This is a genomic window from Neptunitalea lumnitzerae (assembly GCF_027924185.1).
GTDB lineage: Bacteria > Bacteroidota > Bacteroidia > Flavobacteriales > Flavobacteriaceae > Neptunitalea > Neptunitalea lumnitzerae.
This window is the reverse complement of sequence record NZ_BRVO01000004.1, coordinates 227,471-247,956: the sequence shown is the minus strand read 5'-3', so window position 1 is coordinate 247,956 and position 20,486 is coordinate 227,471. Positions and strand designations below refer to the sequence as shown.

At 34.3% G+C, this 20,486-nt stretch carries 14 protein-coding genes; 9 read left to right on the top strand and 5 right to left on the bottom strand.

Translation table 11 applies throughout. The annotated features are described in order from the left end of the window. Window positions 1-113 precede the first annotated feature (113 nt). Window positions 114-680 carry a phage tail protein gene (locus Y10_RS15840; RefSeq protein WP_281766394.1) on the bottom strand — a complete coding sequence of 189 codons (567 nt, stop codon included), beginning with the start codon at window positions 678-680 and terminating at the stop codon, window positions 114-116. A 606-nt stretch (window positions 681-1,286) separates the two neighbouring features. Here Y10_RS15840 and Y10_RS15835 point away from each other — a divergent pair. From Y10_RS15835 to Y10_RS15805, 7 genes are all read left to right on the top strand, one after another. Then, the gene (locus tag Y10_RS15835) at window positions 1,287-2,072 is read left to right on the top strand and encodes a DUF3108 domain-containing protein (RefSeq protein WP_281766393.1); all 786 of its coding nucleotides are present in this window, start codon (window positions 1,287-1,289) and stop codon (window positions 2,070-2,072) included. Next, window positions 2,072-3,031: a tryptophan 2,3-dioxygenase family protein gene (locus Y10_RS15830; RefSeq protein ID WP_281766392.1), complete on the top strand. Its 960-nt coding sequence runs from the start codon at window positions 2,072-2,074 to the stop codon at window positions 3,029-3,031. Before Y10_RS15835 ends, Y10_RS15830 begins: the two co-directional genes overlap by 1 nt. 9 nt (window positions 3,032-3,040) lie before the next feature. Further along, window positions 3,041-4,318: a M23 family metallopeptidase gene (locus Y10_RS15825; protein WP_281766391.1), complete on the top strand. Its 1,278-nt coding sequence runs from the start codon at window positions 3,041-3,043 to the stop codon at window positions 4,316-4,318. Window positions 4,319-4,327: 9 nt separating this feature from the next. Further along, window positions 4,328-5,971, top strand: coding sequence for a glucose-6-phosphate isomerase (pgi, locus tag Y10_RS15820; RefSeq protein WP_281766390.1), 1,644 nt, complete (start codon window positions 4,328-4,330; stop codon window positions 5,969-5,971). Between the two features lie 157 nt (window positions 5,972-6,128). Beyond that, window positions 6,129-8,717: a TonB-dependent receptor gene (locus Y10_RS15815; protein ID WP_281766389.1), complete on the top strand. Its 2,589-nt coding sequence runs from the start codon at window positions 6,129-6,131 to the stop codon at window positions 8,715-8,717. A gap of 117 nt (window positions 8,718-8,834) precedes the next feature. Continuing rightward, window positions 8,835-10,604, top strand: coding sequence for a MutS-related protein (locus tag Y10_RS15810; RefSeq protein WP_281766388.1), 1,770 nt, complete (start codon window positions 8,835-8,837; stop codon window positions 10,602-10,604). A 3-nt stretch (window positions 10,605-10,607) separates the two neighbouring features. Continuing rightward, window positions 10,608-11,381 carry a nitrilase family protein gene (locus tag Y10_RS15805; RefSeq protein WP_281766387.1) on the top strand — a complete coding sequence of 258 codons (774 nt, stop codon included), beginning with the start codon at window positions 10,608-10,610 and terminating at the stop codon, window positions 11,379-11,381. A 37-nt stretch (window positions 11,382-11,418) separates the two neighbouring features. On the opposite strand, the gene Y10_RS15800 is transcribed toward Y10_RS15805, so the two are convergent. The 4 genes from Y10_RS15800 to Y10_RS15785 form a co-directional block, all read right to left on the bottom strand. Then, a complete protein-coding gene (locus tag Y10_RS15800; protein ID WP_281766386.1) occupies window positions 11,419-13,035 on the bottom strand; it encodes an Ig-like domain-containing protein in 1,617 nt (538 codons plus the stop codon). Between the two features lie 52 nt (window positions 13,036-13,087). Then, complete coding sequence (locus tag Y10_RS15795) at window positions 13,088-13,774, bottom strand: ComF family protein (protein WP_281766385.1); 687 nt, start codon at window positions 13,772-13,774, stop codon at window positions 13,088-13,090. 104 nt (window positions 13,775-13,878) lie between these two features. Further along, complete coding sequence (locus tag Y10_RS15790) at window positions 13,879-15,096, bottom strand: porin (RefSeq protein ID WP_281766384.1); 1,218 nt, start codon at window positions 15,094-15,096, stop codon at window positions 13,879-13,881. Between the two features lie 288 nt (window positions 15,097-15,384). Continuing rightward, complete coding sequence (locus Y10_RS15785; RefSeq protein WP_281766383.1) at window positions 15,385-17,214, bottom strand: TonB-dependent receptor; 1,830 nt, start codon at window positions 17,212-17,214, stop codon at window positions 15,385-15,387. Window positions 17,215-17,506: 292 nt separating this feature from the next. Between Y10_RS15785 and nhaA the strand changes: the two genes are divergently transcribed. After that, the gene (gene nhaA / locus Y10_RS15780; RefSeq protein ID WP_281766382.1) at window positions 17,507-18,835 is read left to right on the top strand and encodes a Na+/H+ antiporter NhaA; all 1,329 of its coding nucleotides are present in this window, start codon (window positions 17,507-17,509) and stop codon (window positions 18,833-18,835) included. A gap of 153 nt (window positions 18,836-18,988) precedes the next feature. Further along, window positions 18,989-20,431 (top strand): catalase, encoded by a 1,443-nt coding sequence (locus Y10_RS15775; protein ID WP_281766381.1) that lies wholly within the window; start codon window positions 18,989-18,991, stop codon window positions 20,429-20,431. The last annotated feature ends 55 nt before the right edge of the window (window positions 20,432-20,486 follow it).

Here is a 20,486-nt window from a genome sequence, read left to right as displayed (position 1 = left end):
TTGATCTCAAGTGTTTTAAAAGCTTCATTTTTAGTGTTTAAACAGACAAAGCACTCCTAAGAGTGCTGTAGTTACTGTTGGTATAAAAAATGTATATTTATCATAGTAGATAATTAAGATCTAGGGGGGTATAGCCCATCAATACAAATAATATAGTTTAAGGCTACATAAGGCTGTCTTATGTCAAAAGGTGCATTTCCTCCGGTACTGCCATTAACTACAGAAGTACTATTTAGTGGAGTGTTTGGACTTTCGTTTATATAATTAAGAAATGGAGCGAATTCTCTTCCGTTTAATTCGCCGTTAACAGCTAATGATGAAACGCCTGAAGCATCTGGTGTTCGCAAGTTTGCGTTTTCATTACTAATCATCAAATGCGCATTATGTGTATGTGCTGGTAAATTGCTGGTGGTTAAGTAGGTAGTTTCATTTCCGCCTAACTGACCCAATTCATAATTAATATGTCCTGGCGAAGCTCCCATACCTACGGGAACTCTACTTCTTAAATCTGGTAGTGCAAAAGTGGTTCTTCCGTCCCCGCCGTAAAAATTTCCTATTACAGAGAATAAAGCTTGATATTTACTAATTTCTAATAAAGCTCCATTGCAAAAACTCCAGTTAAGCGGAGCATAGTTTCCAGCAAAAAGTTTTACCATACCTAGGTATTCGTTCGTTTCCATAATTTTTTTAAAGTTTATAATTAAGTTGTGTAATATTTGGTTGTATTGAAAAAGGCTACAGAGAGCTTCCTCAATTTTTAAATTAAGTTTATGGAATAAGATAAGGGGGAGGGGATAGTTCTTTATAAGAACTTATGGGTCTAATAAAAATGAGCTAAAACTCAATATTAAAAGTTAAACAAAGGTATTTTTAATAAGGTAGGGGAAAAGATATAAATGTTCAAATTAGCGGTTTTTATGGGTCATATCTTTGCAATTTTTAGTGTTAAATCGTTGTAAATATAGTGATTATTTCAATTTTGATGCTGTGATAATTGAAAAATACTTATAAATGAGGATATATTTTAACAGTATCTTAATCCTGTAAGATTTTGCTTTTTTGTATTTATGTAGTGAGTAGGAATGCTGTTTTAAGAATTAAACTTAAAAAGGAGCATTACATCTAAAAAGCAATTAATTTGAATTACAAATACAATACCTTTACTGGTTATTTAGTTGTGATTGTTCAATGAAAACTATTTCGGTATAGTAATTGTAATATAACGTTCTGTAAAAAGATAAATATTAATCAATTTGCTATTTTTACAGCACAATCAGTCAAAAAATATGAAAAAGAAGATTTTAAAATTACTTGTTTTATTTGCTATTATTGGAGTTGCAGAGGTAAACGCTCAAGGCAATTCTTATAAGGCGGGTGAGTGGTTTAAATTTAGAATACACTACGGAATTTTTAATGCTAGTTATGCTACGTTAGAATTAAAGGATGCCTATCTTAATGGTAAATGGATGTACCATGCAGTAGGGTATGGCGAAACAACCGGACTAGCTAGTTGGTTTTTTAAGGTTGAAGATACCTATGAGAGCTATTTTGATAAGTTTTCTAATAAACCGTATAAGTTTATTAGAAAAATTGATGAGGGTGGCTATACCAAAGATATGGAGATTAATTTTGACTATGAGAAAGACAAAGCTGAAGTTTTAGACCATAAAAATGATAAAACTACTTATATAGATTTTACTAAAGATGTTCAAGATCTTATCTCTGGATTTTATTATTTGAGAAACAATGTAGATAGAGATCATTTAAAAGTAGATGATTATATAGAGATTGATATGTTATATGATGATGATGAGGTTTTTAAGTTTAAATTGAAGTTTTTAGGCAAAGAAGAGTTAAAGACAAAGTTTGGAAAGGTTGAATGTTTAAAATTTAGACCATATGTTCAGTCTGGAAGAGTGTTTAAAGAAAAAGAAAGTTTAACTTTGTGGGTGTCTAATGACGATAATAAAATTCCTTTGAGAATTCAAGCCGATTTAAGAGTGGGTTCTCTTAAAGCAGATTTGGATGCTTACAAAGGGTTGAAAAACCAATTTAAAATTAATTTTGACTGATGAACATAGATTCCGAAATTGCGGAAAGAGTTAAAAAACTTGAAGAAAAATATAAAAACTCGGGGCAAGATTTAGGCTCTTACTTAGATGGGCTTTTGCACCAAAGATATTTAACCTATTGGGATTATATACATCTTGATACTTTGTTGAGTTTACAAATACCTAGAACTCACTTTCCGGATGAGGAGATATTCATCATGTATCATCAAATTACCGAATTGTATTTTAAGCTTATCATTCATGAGCAAAAACAAATTATTGATGATAAACTTCAGAATGCCGATTTTTTTATAAAAAAAGTTAATAGAATAAATACGTATTTTAAAACGCTTATCTCTTCTTTTGAAATTATGATCAATGGAATGGATAAAGAGCAGTTTTTACAATACCGTATGTCGTTATTGCCAGCAAGTGGTTTTCAGTCGGCTCAATATCGAATGATTGAGTTGTATGCTACCCCATTAAAAAATTTAATACATCATACTGTAAGAGATCAATTTGCAACTTCAGAAAATCTTGAAGAGCAGTATGAAAATATTTATTGGAAAAAAGGTGCTGTAGATACCAAAACTGGTGAAAAAACGTTAACCCTGAAACAATTTGAATACCGTTATACCCCTCGTTTTATGCGTATAGCAAATGAGGTGGTAAATACTTCTATTTACCAAAAATACTTGCAGTTGCCAGAAGAGGTGAAAGCTGATGAGAAATTAATTTCAGCGATGCGTGCTTTAGATGTGAGTGCCAACGTTCATTGGCCTTTAATGCACATGGGGTCTGCATATAGGTATTTACGCAAAGAGGTTGGTGAGGTTGCCGCTACAGGTGGTACTAACTGGAGAAATTATTTGCCTCCAAGTTTTCAAAAAGTTATATTTTTTCCTGAACTTTGGACTGAACAAGAACAAAATGATTGGGGAAAACAATGGGTAGATCATATGTTTAATCCTGAAAAATAGTAAATGATAATGAAGCGAATTTTTCTTTTAGTGTGGGTTTTGGTGAGTGTTTTTGCATGTAGTGAGAAACCTAAAAATGACAAGGAATTAGTAGAAAATGAAGAAGTAAAAGAAATTAAAGAGATTCAACCTGTAGTAGAGTTTGGGTACGACTTAAATGACTTTGTAGTTATAAAAGATACCATTAAATCTGGGGATAGTTTTGGTGAGTTATTAGCTAGAAACCATATTAGCTACCCTAGGGTTTATGAAATAGCTAATAAAGCTAGAGATACTTTTGATATACGTAAATTACAAATAGGGAAACCTTACACTATCTTGTGCTCTAAAGATTCGCTACAAGCAGCACAATGTTTTATATATCAGCCTAATAGTATAGATTATGTAGTGTTAGATTTTACAGATTCTATTATAACATATAAAGATAGAAAACCTGTTAAGTTTGTAGAGAAAAAAGTTTCTGGGGTTATTACAGAAAATAGCTCGCTTTCTCAAACCATGTTAGAAGCGGGTATGGGGTATGATGTAGCGGAACGTATGGCCAGAGTTTTTGACTATACAATTGACTTTTTTACACTACAAGAAGGTGATAAATTTAAACTTATCTACGACGAAAAATTTATAGATGACACCATTTATGCGGGTTCCGGAAGAATTAAAGGGGCGCTTTTTGAGCATAGAGGGAAAGAGTTTTATGCATTTGATTTTGTAACCGATAAGAAAAAAGGGGCTAGAGGCTATTATGATGAAGATGCTAACGAGATGAAGCGTTTTTTCTTAAAAGCTCCGTTAGATATTTTTAGAATTACCTCTCGTTATTCTCCAAGAAGATTTCACCCGGTACAAAAAAGATGGAAAGCGCATAAAGGTACAGATTATGCTGCGCCAACAGGTACCCCAATTAGGGTAACTGCTAGTGGTACCGTTATAAAATCTAGCTACACCGCTGGTAATGGTAATTATGTAAAAGTAAAACACAATAATACCTATACAACACAATATTTGCACATGAGTAAGCGCTTGGTAAAACCAGGGCAATACGTACAACAAGGAGACATTATTGGGTTGGTAGGTAGTACAGGGTTGGCAACCGGACCTCACGTTTGTTATCGTTTTTGGAAAAACGGAAAACAAGTAGATCCGCTAAGAGAAGTATTGCCACCATCTGATCCGTTAGACGAAAATTTAAAAGAAGAATTCTTTAAAGCTATAAAACCATTAAAGAAGAGACTAGATGCTATTCCGTATGATGATTTTGTAGATGAAGAGTTGGTAACAGAATTATAAAATTATTTTATGGCACTACAAACAACAAACCCAACTACTACAGAAAGTTGGAAAAAACTGCAAGAGCACTACGAGTCAATTAAAGGGGTTCAAATGAAAGACCTTTTTAAGGAAGATGCTGACAGAGCCGAAAAATTCACATTAAAACAAGGCGGTTATTATTATGATTATTCTAAGAATAGAATAACCGAAGAAACTATTGAATTACTTTTAGAGTTAGCAAACGAGCTTGGTTTGTCTGAAGCTATTACAAAGTATTTTGAGGGCGATCATATAAATAAAACAGAAGACAGAGCTGTATTGCATACAGCATTACGAGCACCAGAAGACGCAGAAATTTTTGTAGATGGTATAAATGTAGTACCTGAGGTGTATGAAGTAAGAGGAAAGATTAAAGACTTTTCTGAAAAAGTAATTAATGGAGCGTTTAAAGGGTACACTGGTAAAGCATTTACAGATGTGGTAAATATTGGTATTGGAGGGTCAGATTTAGGTCCTGCAATGGTAGTAGAGGCATTAAAGTACTATAAGAATCACTTAAATGTTCACTTTGTTAGTAATGTAGATGGCGATCATGTAAATGAAACCATTGCAACTTTAGACCCTGAGACTACTTTGTTTGTAATTGTTTCTAAAACTTTTACTACACAAGAAACTATTAGTAATGCAACTACTATTAAAAACTGGTTCTTAAAGCATGGTACGCAAGCAGATGTTGCAAAACACTTTGTGGCGGTATCTACTAACTTAGAAAAGGTATCAGAATTTGGTATAGCAAGTGAAAATGTGTTCCCTATGTGGGACTGGGTAGGTGGTCGTTTCTCTTTATGGAGTGCTGTAGGACTTTCTATTAGTTTGGCAGTAGGTTATGAGCATTTTGATGGCATGTTAGAAGGTGCTATGGAAATGGATAGCCATTTTGAAACTACTCCATTTGAAGAGAATGTGCCGGTTATTTTAGGATTATTGACGGTATGGTATAACAATTTCTTCGGGTCAGAAAGTGAAGCTATCATTCCTTACACACAATATTTATCAAGATTTTCTGCGTACTTACAACAAGGTATTATGGAAAGTAATGGTAAGGGGGTAGATAGAGCTGGAAAACCTGTAGATTACCAAACGGGTACTATTATTTGGGGAGAACCAGGAACTAATTCTCAGCACGCATTCTTCCAATTAATTCACCAGGGTACAAAATTAATCCCTACAGACTTTATTGGGTACATTGCATCCTTACACGGAGATACAGATCACCACAATAAGTTAATGGCAAACTTTTTTGCACAAACGGAAGCTTTGTTAAACGGAAAAACAAAGAAACAAGTAATTGCAGAGTTTGAAGAAAAAGGGGTAGCTAAAGAAGAATATGAGGCGCTTGTAAACTTTAAAATGTTTACAGGTAATAGACCTACAACAACTATACTAGGTGAGAAATTAACTCCAAAATCTTTAGGAAATTTAATTGCACTGTATGAGCATAGAATCTTCATACAAGGATTTATATGGAATATTTTTAGTTATGACCAATGGGGAGTAGAGCTTGGTAAGCAGTTAGCCTCTGGTATACTGAAAGATATAACTTCAGACGAGATTTCAGAACATGACAATTCTACTGTTAATCTTTTGAAGATTTTCAAGGGAATTAATTAAAATATTGATAAAATATCATGTGTAAAAATGCGGTTTTAAAACCGCATTTTTTGTTTATAACAATTATCTTTGACTGTGTTAAAATATTTAACATTCGCTTAATATACGTTAAGTGAGAATAGTACAATTTTGTTGCGCTTAATTAAACTAATAACACATGAAAGCAATCAAACAATTAATTCTAACTGCTGCCTTTTTATTAATAGGTGCAGTAGGTTTTTCTCAGGTTACAGGTACTGTAACTGACGGTGACGGTTTGGCGTTGCCGGGTGCTACGGTTTCTGTTAAAGGAACTTCAAATGGTACAACTACCGATTATGACGGTAAATTTACAATTAACGCTACTTCTGCTGGTGTTTTAACAATTTCTTACGTAGGTTTTATTACTAAAGAGGTTTCTTTCTCTAGTACTACTGAAAATGTTGGTACAATTGCCTTATCAGCTGATGCTGAAGAATTAGAAGGTGTTGTAGTAATTGGTAAAGGGGTTATCGATTTAGAGGACGATAGAAAAACTCCTATTGCTGTTTCTACTATTACAACAGAAGAAATTCAAGCACAAGGTGTAGGTAACGTTGAATTTCCTGAGATTATGAAGAATACTCCTAACGTTTATGTAGCTAGTCAAGCTGGAGGTTTTGGAGATTCTCAAATGTATTTAAGAGGTTTTGATCAGTCTAACACTGCATTCTTATTAAATGGGCAACCAATTAACGGAATGGAAGATGGAAATATGTATTGGTCTAACTGGTCTGGTTTAGCAGATATTGCTAATGCAGTTCAGGTTCAAAGAGGTTTAGGTTCTTCTAAATTAGCTATTTCTTCTGTAGGGGGTACTGTAAACATTGTAACAAAAGCAACTGATCTTAAAAAAGGTGGTTTTGCTAGATTTATGACTGGTAACGATAGTTACTTTAAAGGAACTGTTTCTTACAATACTGGTGTTAACGAGAATGGATGGGGATTCTCATTCATGGTTGACCACTGGCAAGGTTATAGAGATTGGGCTGCTGGTACTCAAGGTGAAGGACAAAACTACTTCTTCTCTGTTGGTAAATTAGCAGGAGATCACAAATTTAACTTTATGGTTGTTGGTGCTCCTCAGTCTCACGGTCAGAACTATACTAAAGATGCTTCTCTTTACGAAACATATGGAAGAAAGTATAACAGTAACTATGGTTATTTAAATGGTGAGTTCTTAACAATTAGAAAGAACTTCTATCATAAGCCAGTTATGAACTTAAACTGGGACTGGGATATTAATGATACATCTAGTCTTTCAACTGTTGTTTATGCTTCTGTTGGTAGAGGTGGTGGAACAGGTACTTTAGGTAACGGACCTGGATATATTGATAATGGTATTAATTCTACTCCATCTGGAGCTTATACAGCTGATGGTTTAGTTGACTGGGATTATATTGTAAATGATTATAACCCAACAGTTGCAGGTGGTATTTCTTCAGCATACAATGGTACTGTTTTAAGAGCTTCTATGAATAACCACGCTTGGTATGGTTTAGTAACTAACTACGAAAAAGAATTCTCTGAGAATTTTACTGTGAATGTTGGTGCTGATGTACGTTTTTATAAAGGAGATCACTTCCGTCAGTTAGTTGATTTATTAGGATTAACTGGTAGACAAGTTGGTGATATCGTTCAGTATGATGGAGATATTGTTACTGCTACTTTTGATGCAGATCCATGGTCTTCATTATTTGATTTTGCAGACGAGGGAGAAAGAGTTGCTTACGATTACTCTGAAAACTTAAACTATCAAGGTGTTTTTGGACAAGCTGAATATGCAAATGATGTATTCTCTGTTTTTGTTCAAGGTGCAGTATCTAATCAATCTTATAAAAGAGAAGATAGAACAAATTTTGCTACTAACGTAGAAGGTTCTACTGTAAGTAAAATTGGTTATAACGTTAAGGGGGGAGCTTCTTATACTTTTGTTGAAAACAATAAAGTGTTCTTTAATGCAGGGTTCTATTCTAGACAACCTTATTTAGATAATGTATTCCCATCTTATGATGATTATACAGCTGAAGCTGAAAATGGAACGGATAATGAAGAAATTATTGGTTTAGAGGCTGGTTACCGTTTTGGTACTCAAGATTTCTCTTTAAACCTTAATGCTTTCTATACAGAGTGGTCTAATAGATTTGATACTTCTGGTGGTCAAAATGCAGGTGGTGAGTCTATTTTAACTAGATTTACTAACATTACTCAAAGACACAAAGGTTTAGAGTTAGATATGAAATATACTCCTACTTTAGCTCTTAAATTAAATGGTTATTTTACATTCGGTGAGTATAGATATGAAGGAACAACTCCTTTTACAACTATCAATACCGATAATAACAATGCTTTAGAGGCTGAAGGTGAAGTTGATTTATCTGGTACACGTGTAGGTGGTGCTCCTCAATTAACTGGAGGTTTAGGTGCTTCTTATGATATTATTTTAAACAAATTAAGTGTAAACAGTAACTTTAACTTTGTTGGAAATATTTACCAAGAAACAGATGGTGGTACTGCTACTTCTTCTGTAGAGCCAGAAAAATTAAACGATTTTGGTTTAGTTGATTTAGGTGCTAGTTACAACTGGGCTATAGGAAATGATAACTTAATTTTTAGAGCTAACGTATTTAACTTATTCGACAGAAAATATGTGAGCCAAAAAGATAGTTATGGTATCTTTTACGGACCTGGAACAACTTGGAACTTTTCTGTAAAATATAGCTTCTAAGAATTAGCTAGGTTTTAAAACCGAATTATATATAACAAAACCCTTAAGCAAAAGCTTAAGGGTTTTTTGTTTTTTGTAGTGTTTGTTTTTAGTATTTTTCCGTATTAATTGTTATACATGAAAAAATCGACACAATTTTATACCAAGCAAATAGATGTTTTTACTACTGAGGTAGCGGTACTAAAAAAACGATTATGGTACTTTAGTATGTTCAGGCTATCGGTTTTCTTGCTTACGGTGCTGTTAGTTTATTTGTTTTGGAATAGTTGGCAAGTGGCTTTAGTATGTGGTGTGCTTGGTACTGCGGCATTTCTGTTTTTAATATCAAGATATACCGATTTAAAAGATCATAGAAACTTTGTAAAGGCACTTTTAGCGCTTAACCAAAGAGAAATAGAAATAGGTAAGGGTAACTACTCTAATGAGCCAGCTGGAGAAGCTTATGTAAACCCAACACATTTTTATAGCTTAGATATAGATTTGTTTGGTAAAGGTTCTTTTTTTCAATACATCAACCGAACCGGTTTAAAAGAAGGAACAGATTACTTTGCTCATTTACTTACCGAAAATAGTATTACCGATATAGATAAGAAGCAAGCTGTGATACAGGAATTAGCAAGTAAAACTAAATTTAGACAGTCTTTTACCGCAGCTTCTACACTTATCAAAACCGAGACCCCTAATAAAGAAATATTAGGTTGGTTAAAATTGCATACACATTTTACAAAACCATTTTTTTTGTATGCCGCTTATGGGTTGTCTGCTGTTACGGTTATTGCTTTTGTGTTGGTACTTATGGGGGTAATACCTATGGATGCTATGGGGTATGTTTTAGCGGTAGGATTATTTAGTACGGCTGCATATCTTAAAAAGGTTACTGCACTTGCTGCTAATACAGAAAAGGCAAGAGATACTTTTAAGCAATATTCGGTACTGTTAAAGGCGATAGAAGAAGAGTCCTTTTCTTGTGAACTTTTAAAGCGTAAACAAGCAGCTATAAAAGAATCTGAAAAGCTGGCGTCTACCATTTTTAAAGATTTTTCTAAATTGTTAGATGCCCTTGACAGTAGAAACAATATGCTGGGGGCCATTTTTGGAAATGGTTTCTTTCTAATGGATCTTAGAAATAGTTACCGTATTGAAAAGTGGATGCAACAATACGGGGCAAAGGTTTCAGATTGGTTTGAAGTGGTAGCCTGGTTTGATGCCTATAACACTCTAGGTAACTTTGCGTTTAACCATGAAGCGTATGTATACCCCGTACTTACTAATGATGCTAAATGTATACATGCAGAAGGGTTGGGGCATCCGTTGTTAAATCCTGAAAAACGAGTAGACAATAACTTAAGTATTGATAATCGTCAATTTTTTATTGTTACCGGGGCTAATATGGCGGGTAAGAGTACTTTTCTACGTACGGTATCTTTACATATTGTAATGGCTAATTTAGGGTTGCCGGTATGTGCAGTGTCTAGTAAATATACCCCTGTAAAACTTATTACAAGTATGCGTACAAGCGATTCGTTGAATGATGATAGCTCTTACTTCTTTTCAGAGTTAACGCGTCTTAAATACATTGTAGATGCTTTACAGGACGATGCCTATTTTATTATACTAGACGAAATATTAAAAGGTACAAATAGTACCGATAAGGCAATTGGATCTAGAAAGTTTGTAGAGAAATTGGTAAAGGCAAATGCTACGGGTATTATTGCTACACATGATTTAAGTTTATGTGAACTTGAGGATGAGATTCCGCAGGTGGCAAATCATTATTTTGATGCTGAAATTGTAAATGATGAATTGTATTTTGATTATAGATTTAAAGATGGGGTATGCCAAAATATGAATGCCTCTTTCTTACTTCGTAAAATGGAAATTATTTAAGAAATGGTAGCTAATTTACAAATAGCATTAGTGCAGGCTAATTTAGCTTGGGAACAACCCGAGGTTAACAGAACCCATTTAAAAGAATTGGTTTTAAAAGCAGCGCAAGCAGATGTTTATGTATTACCTGAAATGTTTACTACAGGGTTTACTATGAATGCTGAATCTTATGCTGAAACTTTACAAGGAGCAACAATTGAATGGATGCAAGGGCTAGCTGCTGAAAGAGGAGCTGCTATTTGTGGTAGTTTTATTTGTACAGAAGATAACAACTATTATAACAGATTTGTGTTTGTAACTGCGGAAGGGGTACTTGCTAATTACGATAAGCGACATACATTTACTTTGGCAGGAGAAGAAAAAGTGTTTACCAAAGGCAATGTACCAACCATAGTAACCTATAAAGGTTGGAAATTATGTTTACAAGTATGTTATGATTTAAGATTCCCTGTTTGGGCAAGGAACACGGTAGGATATGATGTTTTATTGTATTGCGCTAATTGGCCCGTAAAACGTATAGCAGCATGGGATGCGCTTTTAAAGGCTAGGGCTATAGAAAATATGAGTTATTGTGTGGGTGTTAACAGAGTAGGGAACGATGGTAATGAAATACCCTATAATGGGCACTCCGCAGTGTATGATACTTTAGGAGATCAAATGACTTTTAGTGAAGCTACTGAAACGGTTTTAGTTGTTAGCTTATCTTATGAAGCGCAACAGCAAGCAAGAATGCGTTTTAAGTTTTTACAAGATGCAGATGAGTTTACTATTCTATAAAACAAAAAGAGACGTTACATAACGTCTCTTTTTTTGTTTATTCTTTATTCAAATTGAATTGCTGTTCAAATTCCCAGTTGGCTCTTAATTCAATAGGTTCTGGGTAATAGTATATTTGTTCCGGTTGTATGTTTTTTAAGTAGTTACCGGTATCCCATTTTTTATTGTTATTATCATCATAAATTACCCGTATATAATAAGTAGCTGTTTCAATGCTACTAAAATTAAAAGTGGTTTCTGGAGTTTCTGCAAATTGCTCTTCCTTTACAACCCCTTTAGCATCTGTTAATTGTACAATAATAGGGTAGCGTTCTACATTAGAAAGTTTTACTACTATGGTACCGTAGGTAGTGTATTTGTTGCGCTTTAAGCTATAGGTGGTGGTGTCAATAGTTTTTCCAAACATATCGGTTATACTTCCTGGGAATAATTTTATTTGATAGGAGCTTTCTTCTTCCGGGTCAAAATCGGTAAATCTAATTTCGTTACTGTCTTTTAATAAATCGGCAGTAAAATCTATAAACACAGAGTCTTTGCTCATCACTGTAATAGAGTCGGTGTTTATCTTTGAAATAGGTGTATTAGCGCCAATTTTAAATGTTTTATAAGGCGGTAATATAGACTTGTAATTAGGTTTAAGCGTAATGGAGTCTGCATAAAGTTCTTTTATTCTCACCGTAAAGGTGTCAATAACCTCTTCTTTGGCTACGGTGAAAATAAGAGAGTCTGCTTCAAAAGGAGTAAACCAATATTGTAACGTATCTTTTTCGGTATCGGGTAAAATACGGTATTTAAAATCTTCAGGAGCTTCAGATAACATTTTAATATCCATGCCAACGCTATCCCCTTCAAATCCAAAATCAATTCGGTTTTTAGCAACTAGGGCAGGTTTGGTAGCTCTATAGTTATTTATTTCTTTAAATAAGTTTAGGGTGTAAGTGCTATCTGAAGGTATCGTAATAATACCTTCGTGAAATGCAATTTTATCGGTCTTTTGATTAAAAACAAAGTTGTTAGCTTTGTCCTTTAAAGCAAAAAGTTTGTATTTGCCTTCTCTTATATTGGTAATTTCAAAAGTGCTTAAACTATCTAATGTATTGGTTACATACATCGGTTTTTCATTAAACACTAAAGAGTCTGTATAATTCTCATCATACGGGTATAGCATTACGGTAACAAAGTTTTCTGCTTCTCTGTCGTATGCATCTCTAATAGATCCTTTAACGGTTAGCGAGTCTATATAATCGCCTGTAGAAAACACATATTTAAAAAATGGAAACGGGTTTCCTTCATGATAATCGGCAATACTTTGTCCAAAATTTAAAACGTAGGTTGTATTTGCTTTTAAAGTATCATTAATGGTAATTGTAAAAACCTTTGAAGCCGAGGTAGAAGGATTGATGTTTGGTTCATTATCCATCGGTGGCGAAATAATCAACTGCTTTTGTATGTCGTTAAGCTTTACAAATTCATCAAAGTATAGCTTAATTTCTTTCGATTTAAAGTTGGTAGTATTTAAAGGAGGCGTTGCTTTTAGTAAAACAGGTGGTGTTTCATCTTTTGGTCCACCTGACGGAGTACCTCTTTTGGCGCATTCGGTTAACAATACCGATATAAAAACTACCAATAATACCTTTATAAAAATGTGTCTCATGCGTAATGCTATAATAGGTTACAAAGTAACATTAAATTTGTGATATTTGAAATCATTCTGTAAAAGCTATTGCTGCTACAGATACCTTTACGTTGGGTATTTTTTGTAACACCTTTACACAGCTAATAATAGTAGCGCCAGTGGTTATTACATCATCTACCAATAATATATGTTTAGGGGTTCTAAAGTTATTGGGGTGTACATCAAAAACCTCTTTTTTATACTGGCGCAAAAGTCGGTTTTTAAAAGTTTGTGTTTTGGTGTATCTGGTTCTAATAAGAATGTCTTCTTCTAGAGGAATTTTCAAAGCAAAAGAAAGTTCCTTAGCAAATGTGGTTACTTGGTTATACCCGCGTTGCCTTTTTCTTCTAGGGTGTAGTGGTACTGGTACAATAGCGTCTATATTTTTAAAGCGGTGAACATCTTTCAATAGGTCGCCATACCATGCCCCTAATACGGTACCTACTTGTTGTTGCCCTTTGTATTTTAAGTTGTGAATAAGGTGTTGTACCGTACTTTCTTTTTTAAATATAAACATTGCAGTAGCATTTTCTATGCTGCATTTACCGTACAAAGTTCTTGCCAATATATTCTCGGTGTCTTCATGAAAATTTGTAATACCTAGTGTATGTCTGCAATCTAAACATAAGGTGTGTTGCGAAAGGTCTAAATAGTTGTTGCAACCCGGACAGGTTTTAGGAAAGAAAATGTTAGTTATGTTTTTTATAGCTTGTAACATGAGTAATGCTAAAAGTACAAGTTTACTTTAGCTCATGTTTGTGGAATACCATAAAAAAAGCCAACCTATCTGGTTAGCTTTTGTCTATCTATTGAAAGTTTATTTTAAAAAGAGATATCCCACTGTATTCTGAATCTAAATTCATTTTTTGTATTTAATTCAGGAGTTTCATAATCAAACGAAGAACATTCTAGTGTTAGTTTGTTTAAGTGGTTTTTAAAAAACCAGTTGAAAGCAATAGATTTTTCTTGTAAGTTATTAGTAGCACTGGTATTTCTATCGGGGTTGTAATGCGCAAATCTAGCTGCAATTTCTAAAGGTTTTGGCCACCAATCAAAAGATTGATGAGCAAGGTAACCTCCCTGAAGATAATACCCGGTCATGTGTGTCATGCTGTTGTTATCATATTTATCTATAATTTCTTTGGTATGAAATTCAGATTGCCAGCTAAAGCCATTATACACAAAAGCTGTTTCTATGTTTAACTGATTTACTCTGTACTGGCCATTTTCACCTTCTTCAAAGCGCTCTAATGCACCTCCTCCAGAAGTTGAAAATCTGGTGTACGGACTTTCATTGGTAACTACCGCAGCAGCAATGTTGGCTTCGGGTGTTTTGTGTAGCGTCAAATCAGTAGATCTAAAGCCAATATCGTCTCCTAATACATTCCATTGTAATCGTCCAAAGTACATTAAGTTATGGTCGTCATTAGCAGGGTTTCCTCTACCTGTACCAGTAAAAACCCCAGCCCAGTAGCTCATGTTCAACATGCCTTTGCCTTTTAGATTACCATATACTTCAACACCTTGTTGGCGGTCTACGGTAAAATGCCTGTTTAAAATAGAGCGGTCTACTAATTGTTGGGCACCACTACTAATTCGTCGTTCTCTAGAATATTCTACTTTCCATTGTCCTACTTTAAAGTTAAGCCACTTCCATTTTTCAATCATAATTCTATAATCCAATAGGTTCGATTGATTAATATCGTATTCCCAATAGTATTTAAGCCATTCTTTGTAGGCATGTCCTCCTACTTTTACACGGGCTCTGTTTACTTTAAATAGTGTGTTATCTTTCTCGTTGTAATTGTCTAATGTAACAGGGTCAATATCATTAGGGGTTGCAAACCTAAATTGAAACCTGCTTTGTAGGTGTAATGAAAATGAATTGTCGGAAGATTTTATTTCTAAACCTCTTTTGCCATAGTCTAAGGAAAACTTAGGAACCGAGTCGTTGGTATTGGTTTGTGAAAAACCTATTACAGTAATACACAAACAAAATAAGCTCAATAATGTAGTTAGTTGGGTGCTGATTATTCTCATGGGTTTTACTCGATAATCGAGATTAAATGCTCCAAGATGTACCTTGAAGATAGTTACTTTAAACCTCAGTTTTTTAATTCAGCTCGCTAAAGTATAAATTTGATTTGAGAGCGTATAATATTAATTTAACAATTTATAAACTTTAACCTAACATATAAAGAGACTTCCTCAACAATTTAGATAAGAAACTTTGTTGCTTGTTATAGGTAGTTATAAAAAAAACAGGTTTATTGAATAATTCAATAAACCTGTTTTTTTTGTTTGTGTAGCTCTTGTAAGAGCCTAAAATTATTTAAATGTGTAGCTACACCCAAATAAGATATTGCCTTTAGGCATAGGTACTAAGTTAGTCTCGGTGTACTCCTCGTTAAATATGTTATTTGCCTGTATGTTAAAAGTTGCATTTTGTACTTCATAAGCAATACCTGCATCAATTACTTTATAAGCAAAGCCAGAAGTTCTTTCAATATATCGGTAACTAATTACTTGACTAAGGTTTTTAATAAACTGCGATCTGTAAGATGCTGTAAAATGGTGCTTGGTAGAGTTGATAGAGTATTGAGAATAGTTAAGGTCTAAATTCTTAACATCATCATCTAAATACATATAGCCCGACTTTAAAGTGTTTTTAAAGTCTCCTATGTTGAAATGATAGGTTACTTCTGCTTCAAAACCTAATGATTGTACATCTCTAATGTTTTGCGCTTGCCATAGGTCGGCTTCATTTTCTTTTACGTAATCAATTAACTTTTTAGCATCACGATTAAAACCTGCTAGGGTAACCTGAAAATTAGGTGCTAAATATTTAATTCCTATTTCTTCAGATAAAGCTTCTTCAGTGTCAAGATTACTGTTACCAATGGTAGTAGCAGAAGTATAGTATAAATCTGTATAGGTAGGTACTCTGTATGTGTATCCAACGTTCGCATATGCTTTAATGTAATCGGTAATAACATAGCCTACATCAATACCCGGAAAGGCATGAAATTTAAAATCTGAAAAATAATTAACGGCAACACCTGGCGTAATATCTAATTTATCGTTCAACAAATTAAACTGATGTTCTAGGAAAACATTCGTCATAAAACGGTTGTTATCACCTAGGTTATTACTTGATATAAATACTTTAGCCACATCTACACCAAACCCAGTTACCCCTAAATCACTTTTGTAGGCGGCATTCACTTCTGTACCTACCTTATTGGTAATATGTAAGTTTCGGTATGCAGGCGGATTATTTCTAATGTATAAATACATATCCTCGTTACGTCTCCAGTAGGCTCGTGGCTTTAAGGTAAGGTTTCCTTTTTCAATAATAGTAGAAACACCTACCAAACTAGCTTTTGTTTCTTCATATTGGTCGGTAGCGGCAGGAGTTGCATAAAATCCGTTAGCACCAAACTTACGCTCTGCTAAGGTGGCTATTACATTAATAGGGTTGTGGTTTTTATTAAAGGTACTTTTTACAAAATACGTTTGATTGTCAAAATCAGTATTATATCTGTAACCTTCAGACCTATTTCTTTGGTAGCTCACAACATGCGAAGATTTTTCAAAATCGGTACCAATAGTAACATTTCCGTTTAGTTGGTGGAAAGAGCCCGTTTCAGCAGCTACTTTCACCATTTTTTCTGGTTTAGTTTTGGTTACAATGTTTACTGCACCGGTAAAAGCATTTTGTCCAAACACCCTTGCAGCAGGCCCTTTTATAATTTCAATGCGTTCTATAACTTCAATAGGTAATGCTAAGTTTAAAGAATGATGGCCTGTTTGTGCATCTTCTACTTTAATACCGTCTATCAATAGTAAGGTTTGGTCAAAACTACCACCTCTTATATACAAGTCGGCTTGTGATCCTTTTAAACCACGTTGTCTAATATCTACCCCAGCAACTTGCTGTAATGCCTCTACAACCGTAGTAGCACCACTTTGTTTGATGTCTGTTGCGGTAATTACCTGAATGGTTCGGCTGTTTTCAGGAAACGGAAGGTCAATTCGGGTAGAGGAAACTACCACCTCTTCTAGGTTTTCTTCTTTTTCTTTAGGGGTTTGATCCTGTGCATTGGCAATCATGGTATAGCCTAATGCTAGTCCTATAAAAAAACTGATTTTTTTCATTTGGTTGATTTACTGATTTGGTAATCTTGTAAGAAGATTATCAATACAAATAATAGCGTTGGCTAAGGTATAAAATAGCAGAAAACAGTCAAATGTTTTATTAAGAAATATTCTAGATAAAGAATTTTTTAATCTAAAGAGTTTAATTTTTAGGGTTAGGTTTTTAACATTTTTTTAAGTTAAAACCAAATGCTTTGATGGTTTTAATAAAGATTATGAATTAATAATAAAATGACGTTAATCATATACGAAAAATTACACTTATTCGTAAATTGTACCTAAATTTAAACAAATGAACAAAATACTTAAGCCGGTAGATAGTTTTATGAAATCTTCTAACTCAGGGAGTTTTCTTTTACTTTTTGCTACCGCCCTCGCGCTCATAGTTGCCAACTCACCTTGGCATCATTATTACACAGAATTTTTAAATAGTGAATTTACTTTTGGTTTTATTGAGAATGGCATAGAGCTTACGGAACCCTTTTATTTGTGGATAAATGATGGTTTAATGGCCGTGTTCTTTTTTCATGTAGGACTTGAAATTAAACGGGAAATTTTAGATGGAGAGCTGAAAACGATGCAGAAGGCATCGTTACCCGTAATTGCTGCTTTAGGTGGGGTTATTGTGCCTATAGTTATTTATTTATTACTAAACTCTAACCCAGATACAGCCAAAGGATGGGGAATACCTATGGCTACTGATATAGCCTTTTCTTTAGGGATTTTACAATTATTTGGTAAACGAGTTCCATTAGGGCTAAAAGTGTTCCTAACGGCGTTTGCTATAGTAGACGATTTAGCAGCTGTTATTGTGATTGCAATTTTCTACGGATCGGACATCCAATGGGATTTACTTATGTACGCTGGTATTATTTTAGGGTTTATGGCATTCCTAGGTGTTAAAAAATATTTTTCGCGTTACATTTTCTTTCCGTTAAGTGTAGTGGTATGGATATTCTTTTTAAAGTCTGGTATTCACCCAACTATTGCTGGAGTATTGTTAGCATTTACCATCCCGGCAACCAGACAAACAACTTTAGATAAGTTTTTTGATAAAATTCAAAATTCAGTGCAGAGTTTTGTGCAGAATAAAGAACATTTAGAGAGTCACCATATTATGGATGAGGAACGTGTAGATGCTGCACATACTCTTAAAAAAGCTTCAGAGCTTATTAACTCACCTTTGCAAAAAATAGAGCACGATTTACATCCTTGGGTAACATTTGTAATTATGCCCATATTTGCCTTTGCCAATGCAGGGGTAAACTTTACTGGAGACGCTGCTATAGAGTATGACTTAGTTTTTCATATTGCCATAGCCCTTATTGTAGGTAAAGTGGTAGGTATCTCGTTGGCTTCGTTCTTATCGGTTAAGGCAGGTATAGCACATTTACCTAATGGGGTTAATTTTAAGCATATCATAGGTGCTGGTTTCTTAGGTGGACTAGGTTTCACCATGTCATTGTTTATTGCCAACCTTGCTTTTACATCACCTTCGTTACTTAGTTCAGCTAAAATAGGAATCTTGGCTGGTTCTTTTATTGCTTGTATTATTGGGTATGTTGTTTTAAAAATTGTAATTGGAAAAGGGGCTAAAGAAATAGTAGAGCAGGAAGTATAGCATACTTTATCATATAAATATAAAGACCTCTTATTTATTAAGAGGTCTTTTTGTTTATAGGGGGGTTTTATCTATGTATAGTTTATATCTATAATGTTTTTGTTTCTGATAGTGTTTAACTATTTATATTTGTTTCAATAAAAATAGTAAGCCATGAGTTCAAAAAAATTAACTACAACTGCCGGTGCTCCGGTACCCAATAATCAGAAATCTTTAACCGCAGGAAACAGAGGTCCTGTTTTGTTACAAGATTATCAATTAATAGAAAAGTTAGCTCACCAAAACAGAGAGCGCATACCAGAGCGTGTTGTGCATGCAAAAGGATGGGGAGCCTTTGGTACGTTTACCGTAACACATGATATTTCTAAATATACCAAAGCCAAGATTTTTTCGGAAGTAGGGAAACAAACCAAAATGTTAGCACGTTTTTCTACAGTGGCTGGTGAACAAGGAGCTGCCGATGCTGAAAGAGATGTAAGAGGTTTTGCTTTAAAATTTTATACAGAGGAAGGAAATTGGGATTTAGTAGGGAATAATACCCCTGTTTTTTTTGTAAGAGACGGGTATAAGTTTCCAGATTTTATTAGAACTCAGAAAAGACATCCAAAAACAAATATGCGATCTGCAACTGCCATGTGGGATTTTTGGTCGTTAACACCTGAAAGTTTGCACCAGGTTACCATCTTAATGTCTGATAGAGGATTGCCAAAATCGCCAATGCACATGAATGGTTATGGGTCGCATACCTATTCTTTTTGGAATAATGAGGGTGAACGCTTTTGGGTTAAGTTTCATTTTAAAACTCAGCAAGGACATGAATTTTTAACCAATGCTGAAGCAGAAAAAGTTGTGGGTAAAACTAGAGAGTCTTACCAAGAGCAATTATTTGGTGCTATTGAAGAAGGAAACTTCCCGAAATGGAAAGTACAAGTTCAAATTATGCCGGAAGAAGAAGCTACTAATACCCCATATAACCCATTTGATATTACCAGAGTGTGGCCACATGCCGATTATCCATTGTTAGACGTTGGAGAAATGGAACTAAACTATAATCCTGATAATTATTTTCAGTATATAGAAAATGCAGCATTTTCTCCTTCTAACATTGTTCCTGGTATTGCTTTTTCACCTGATAAATTGTTACAAGCAAGAATATTCTCTTATGCAGATGCACACAGACACCGTTTAGGTACACATTATGAGGCTTTACCGGCAAATGCACCTATTAGTGAAGTCAATCATTACCATAAAGATGGTTCGATGCGATTTTTTGATAATAACTCTGGTAATCCAGACGCTTATTATGAGCCTAACTCCTTTGATGGTCCTGTAGAAGACCCTTCTGCTCAAGAACCTCCAATGAAGATAGATGGTGATATTACCAGATATGAAGATCAGGATGTAATAGGAAATTATAAGCAACCAGGAGATTTGTTTAGAATGTTTAGTACTGAACAAAAAGAGCGTTTGTTTTCTAACATAGCAGAGGCTATGGCGGGTGTGCCAATAGAAATTGTAGAAAGACAATTGGTGCATTTTGATGGTGCAGATCCTGAGTACGGTGCAGGTGTTAGAAAAGCTTTAGGATTAGCCTAAAGAAATGAATTTGATGTACCAATGTTGAAATAAAATTGTTGTAATGCGCCCGGCA

Coding starts and splice junctions, on each gene's coding strand:
- Y10_RS15840 (WP_281766394.1), bottom strand. CDS start 680: ATGGAAACGAACGAATACCTAGGTATGGTAAAACTTTTTGCTGGAAAC.
- Y10_RS15835 (WP_281766393.1), top strand. CDS start 1,287: ATGAAAAAGAAGATTTTAAAATTACTTGTTTTATTTGCTATTATTGGA.
- Y10_RS15830 (WP_281766392.1), top strand. CDS start 2,072: ATGAACATAGATTCCGAAATTGCGGAAAGAGTTAAAAAACTTGAAGAA.
- Y10_RS15825 (WP_281766391.1), top strand. CDS start 3,041: ATGAAGCGAATTTTTCTTTTAGTGTGGGTTTTGGTGAGTGTTTTTGCA.
- pgi (WP_281766390.1), top strand. CDS start 4,328: ATGGCACTACAAACAACAAACCCAACTACTACAGAAAGTTGGAAAAAA.
- Y10_RS15815 (WP_281766389.1), top strand. CDS start 6,129: ATGAAAGCAATCAAACAATTAATTCTAACTGCTGCCTTTTTATTAATA.
- Y10_RS15810 (WP_281766388.1), top strand. CDS start 8,835: ATGAAAAAATCGACACAATTTTATACCAAGCAAATAGATGTTTTTACT.
- Y10_RS15805 (WP_281766387.1), top strand. CDS start 10,608: ATGGTAGCTAATTTACAAATAGCATTAGTGCAGGCTAATTTAGCTTGG.
- Y10_RS15800 (WP_281766386.1), bottom strand. CDS start 13,035: ATGAGACACATTTTTATAAAGGTATTATTGGTAGTTTTTATATCGGTA.
- Y10_RS15795 (WP_281766385.1), bottom strand. CDS start 13,774: ATGTTACAAGCTATAAAAAACATAACTAACATTTTCTTTCCTAAAACC.
- Y10_RS15790 (WP_281766384.1), bottom strand. CDS start 15,096: ATGAGAATAATCAGCACCCAACTAACTACATTATTGAGCTTATTTTGT.
- Y10_RS15785 (WP_281766383.1), bottom strand. CDS start 17,214: ATGAAAAAAATCAGTTTTTTTATAGGACTAGCATTAGGCTATACCATG.
- nhaA (WP_281766382.1), top strand. CDS start 17,507: ATGAACAAAATACTTAAGCCGGTAGATAGTTTTATGAAATCTTCTAAC.
- Y10_RS15775 (WP_281766381.1), top strand. CDS start 18,989: ATGAGTTCAAAAAAATTAACTACAACTGCCGGTGCTCCGGTACCCAAT.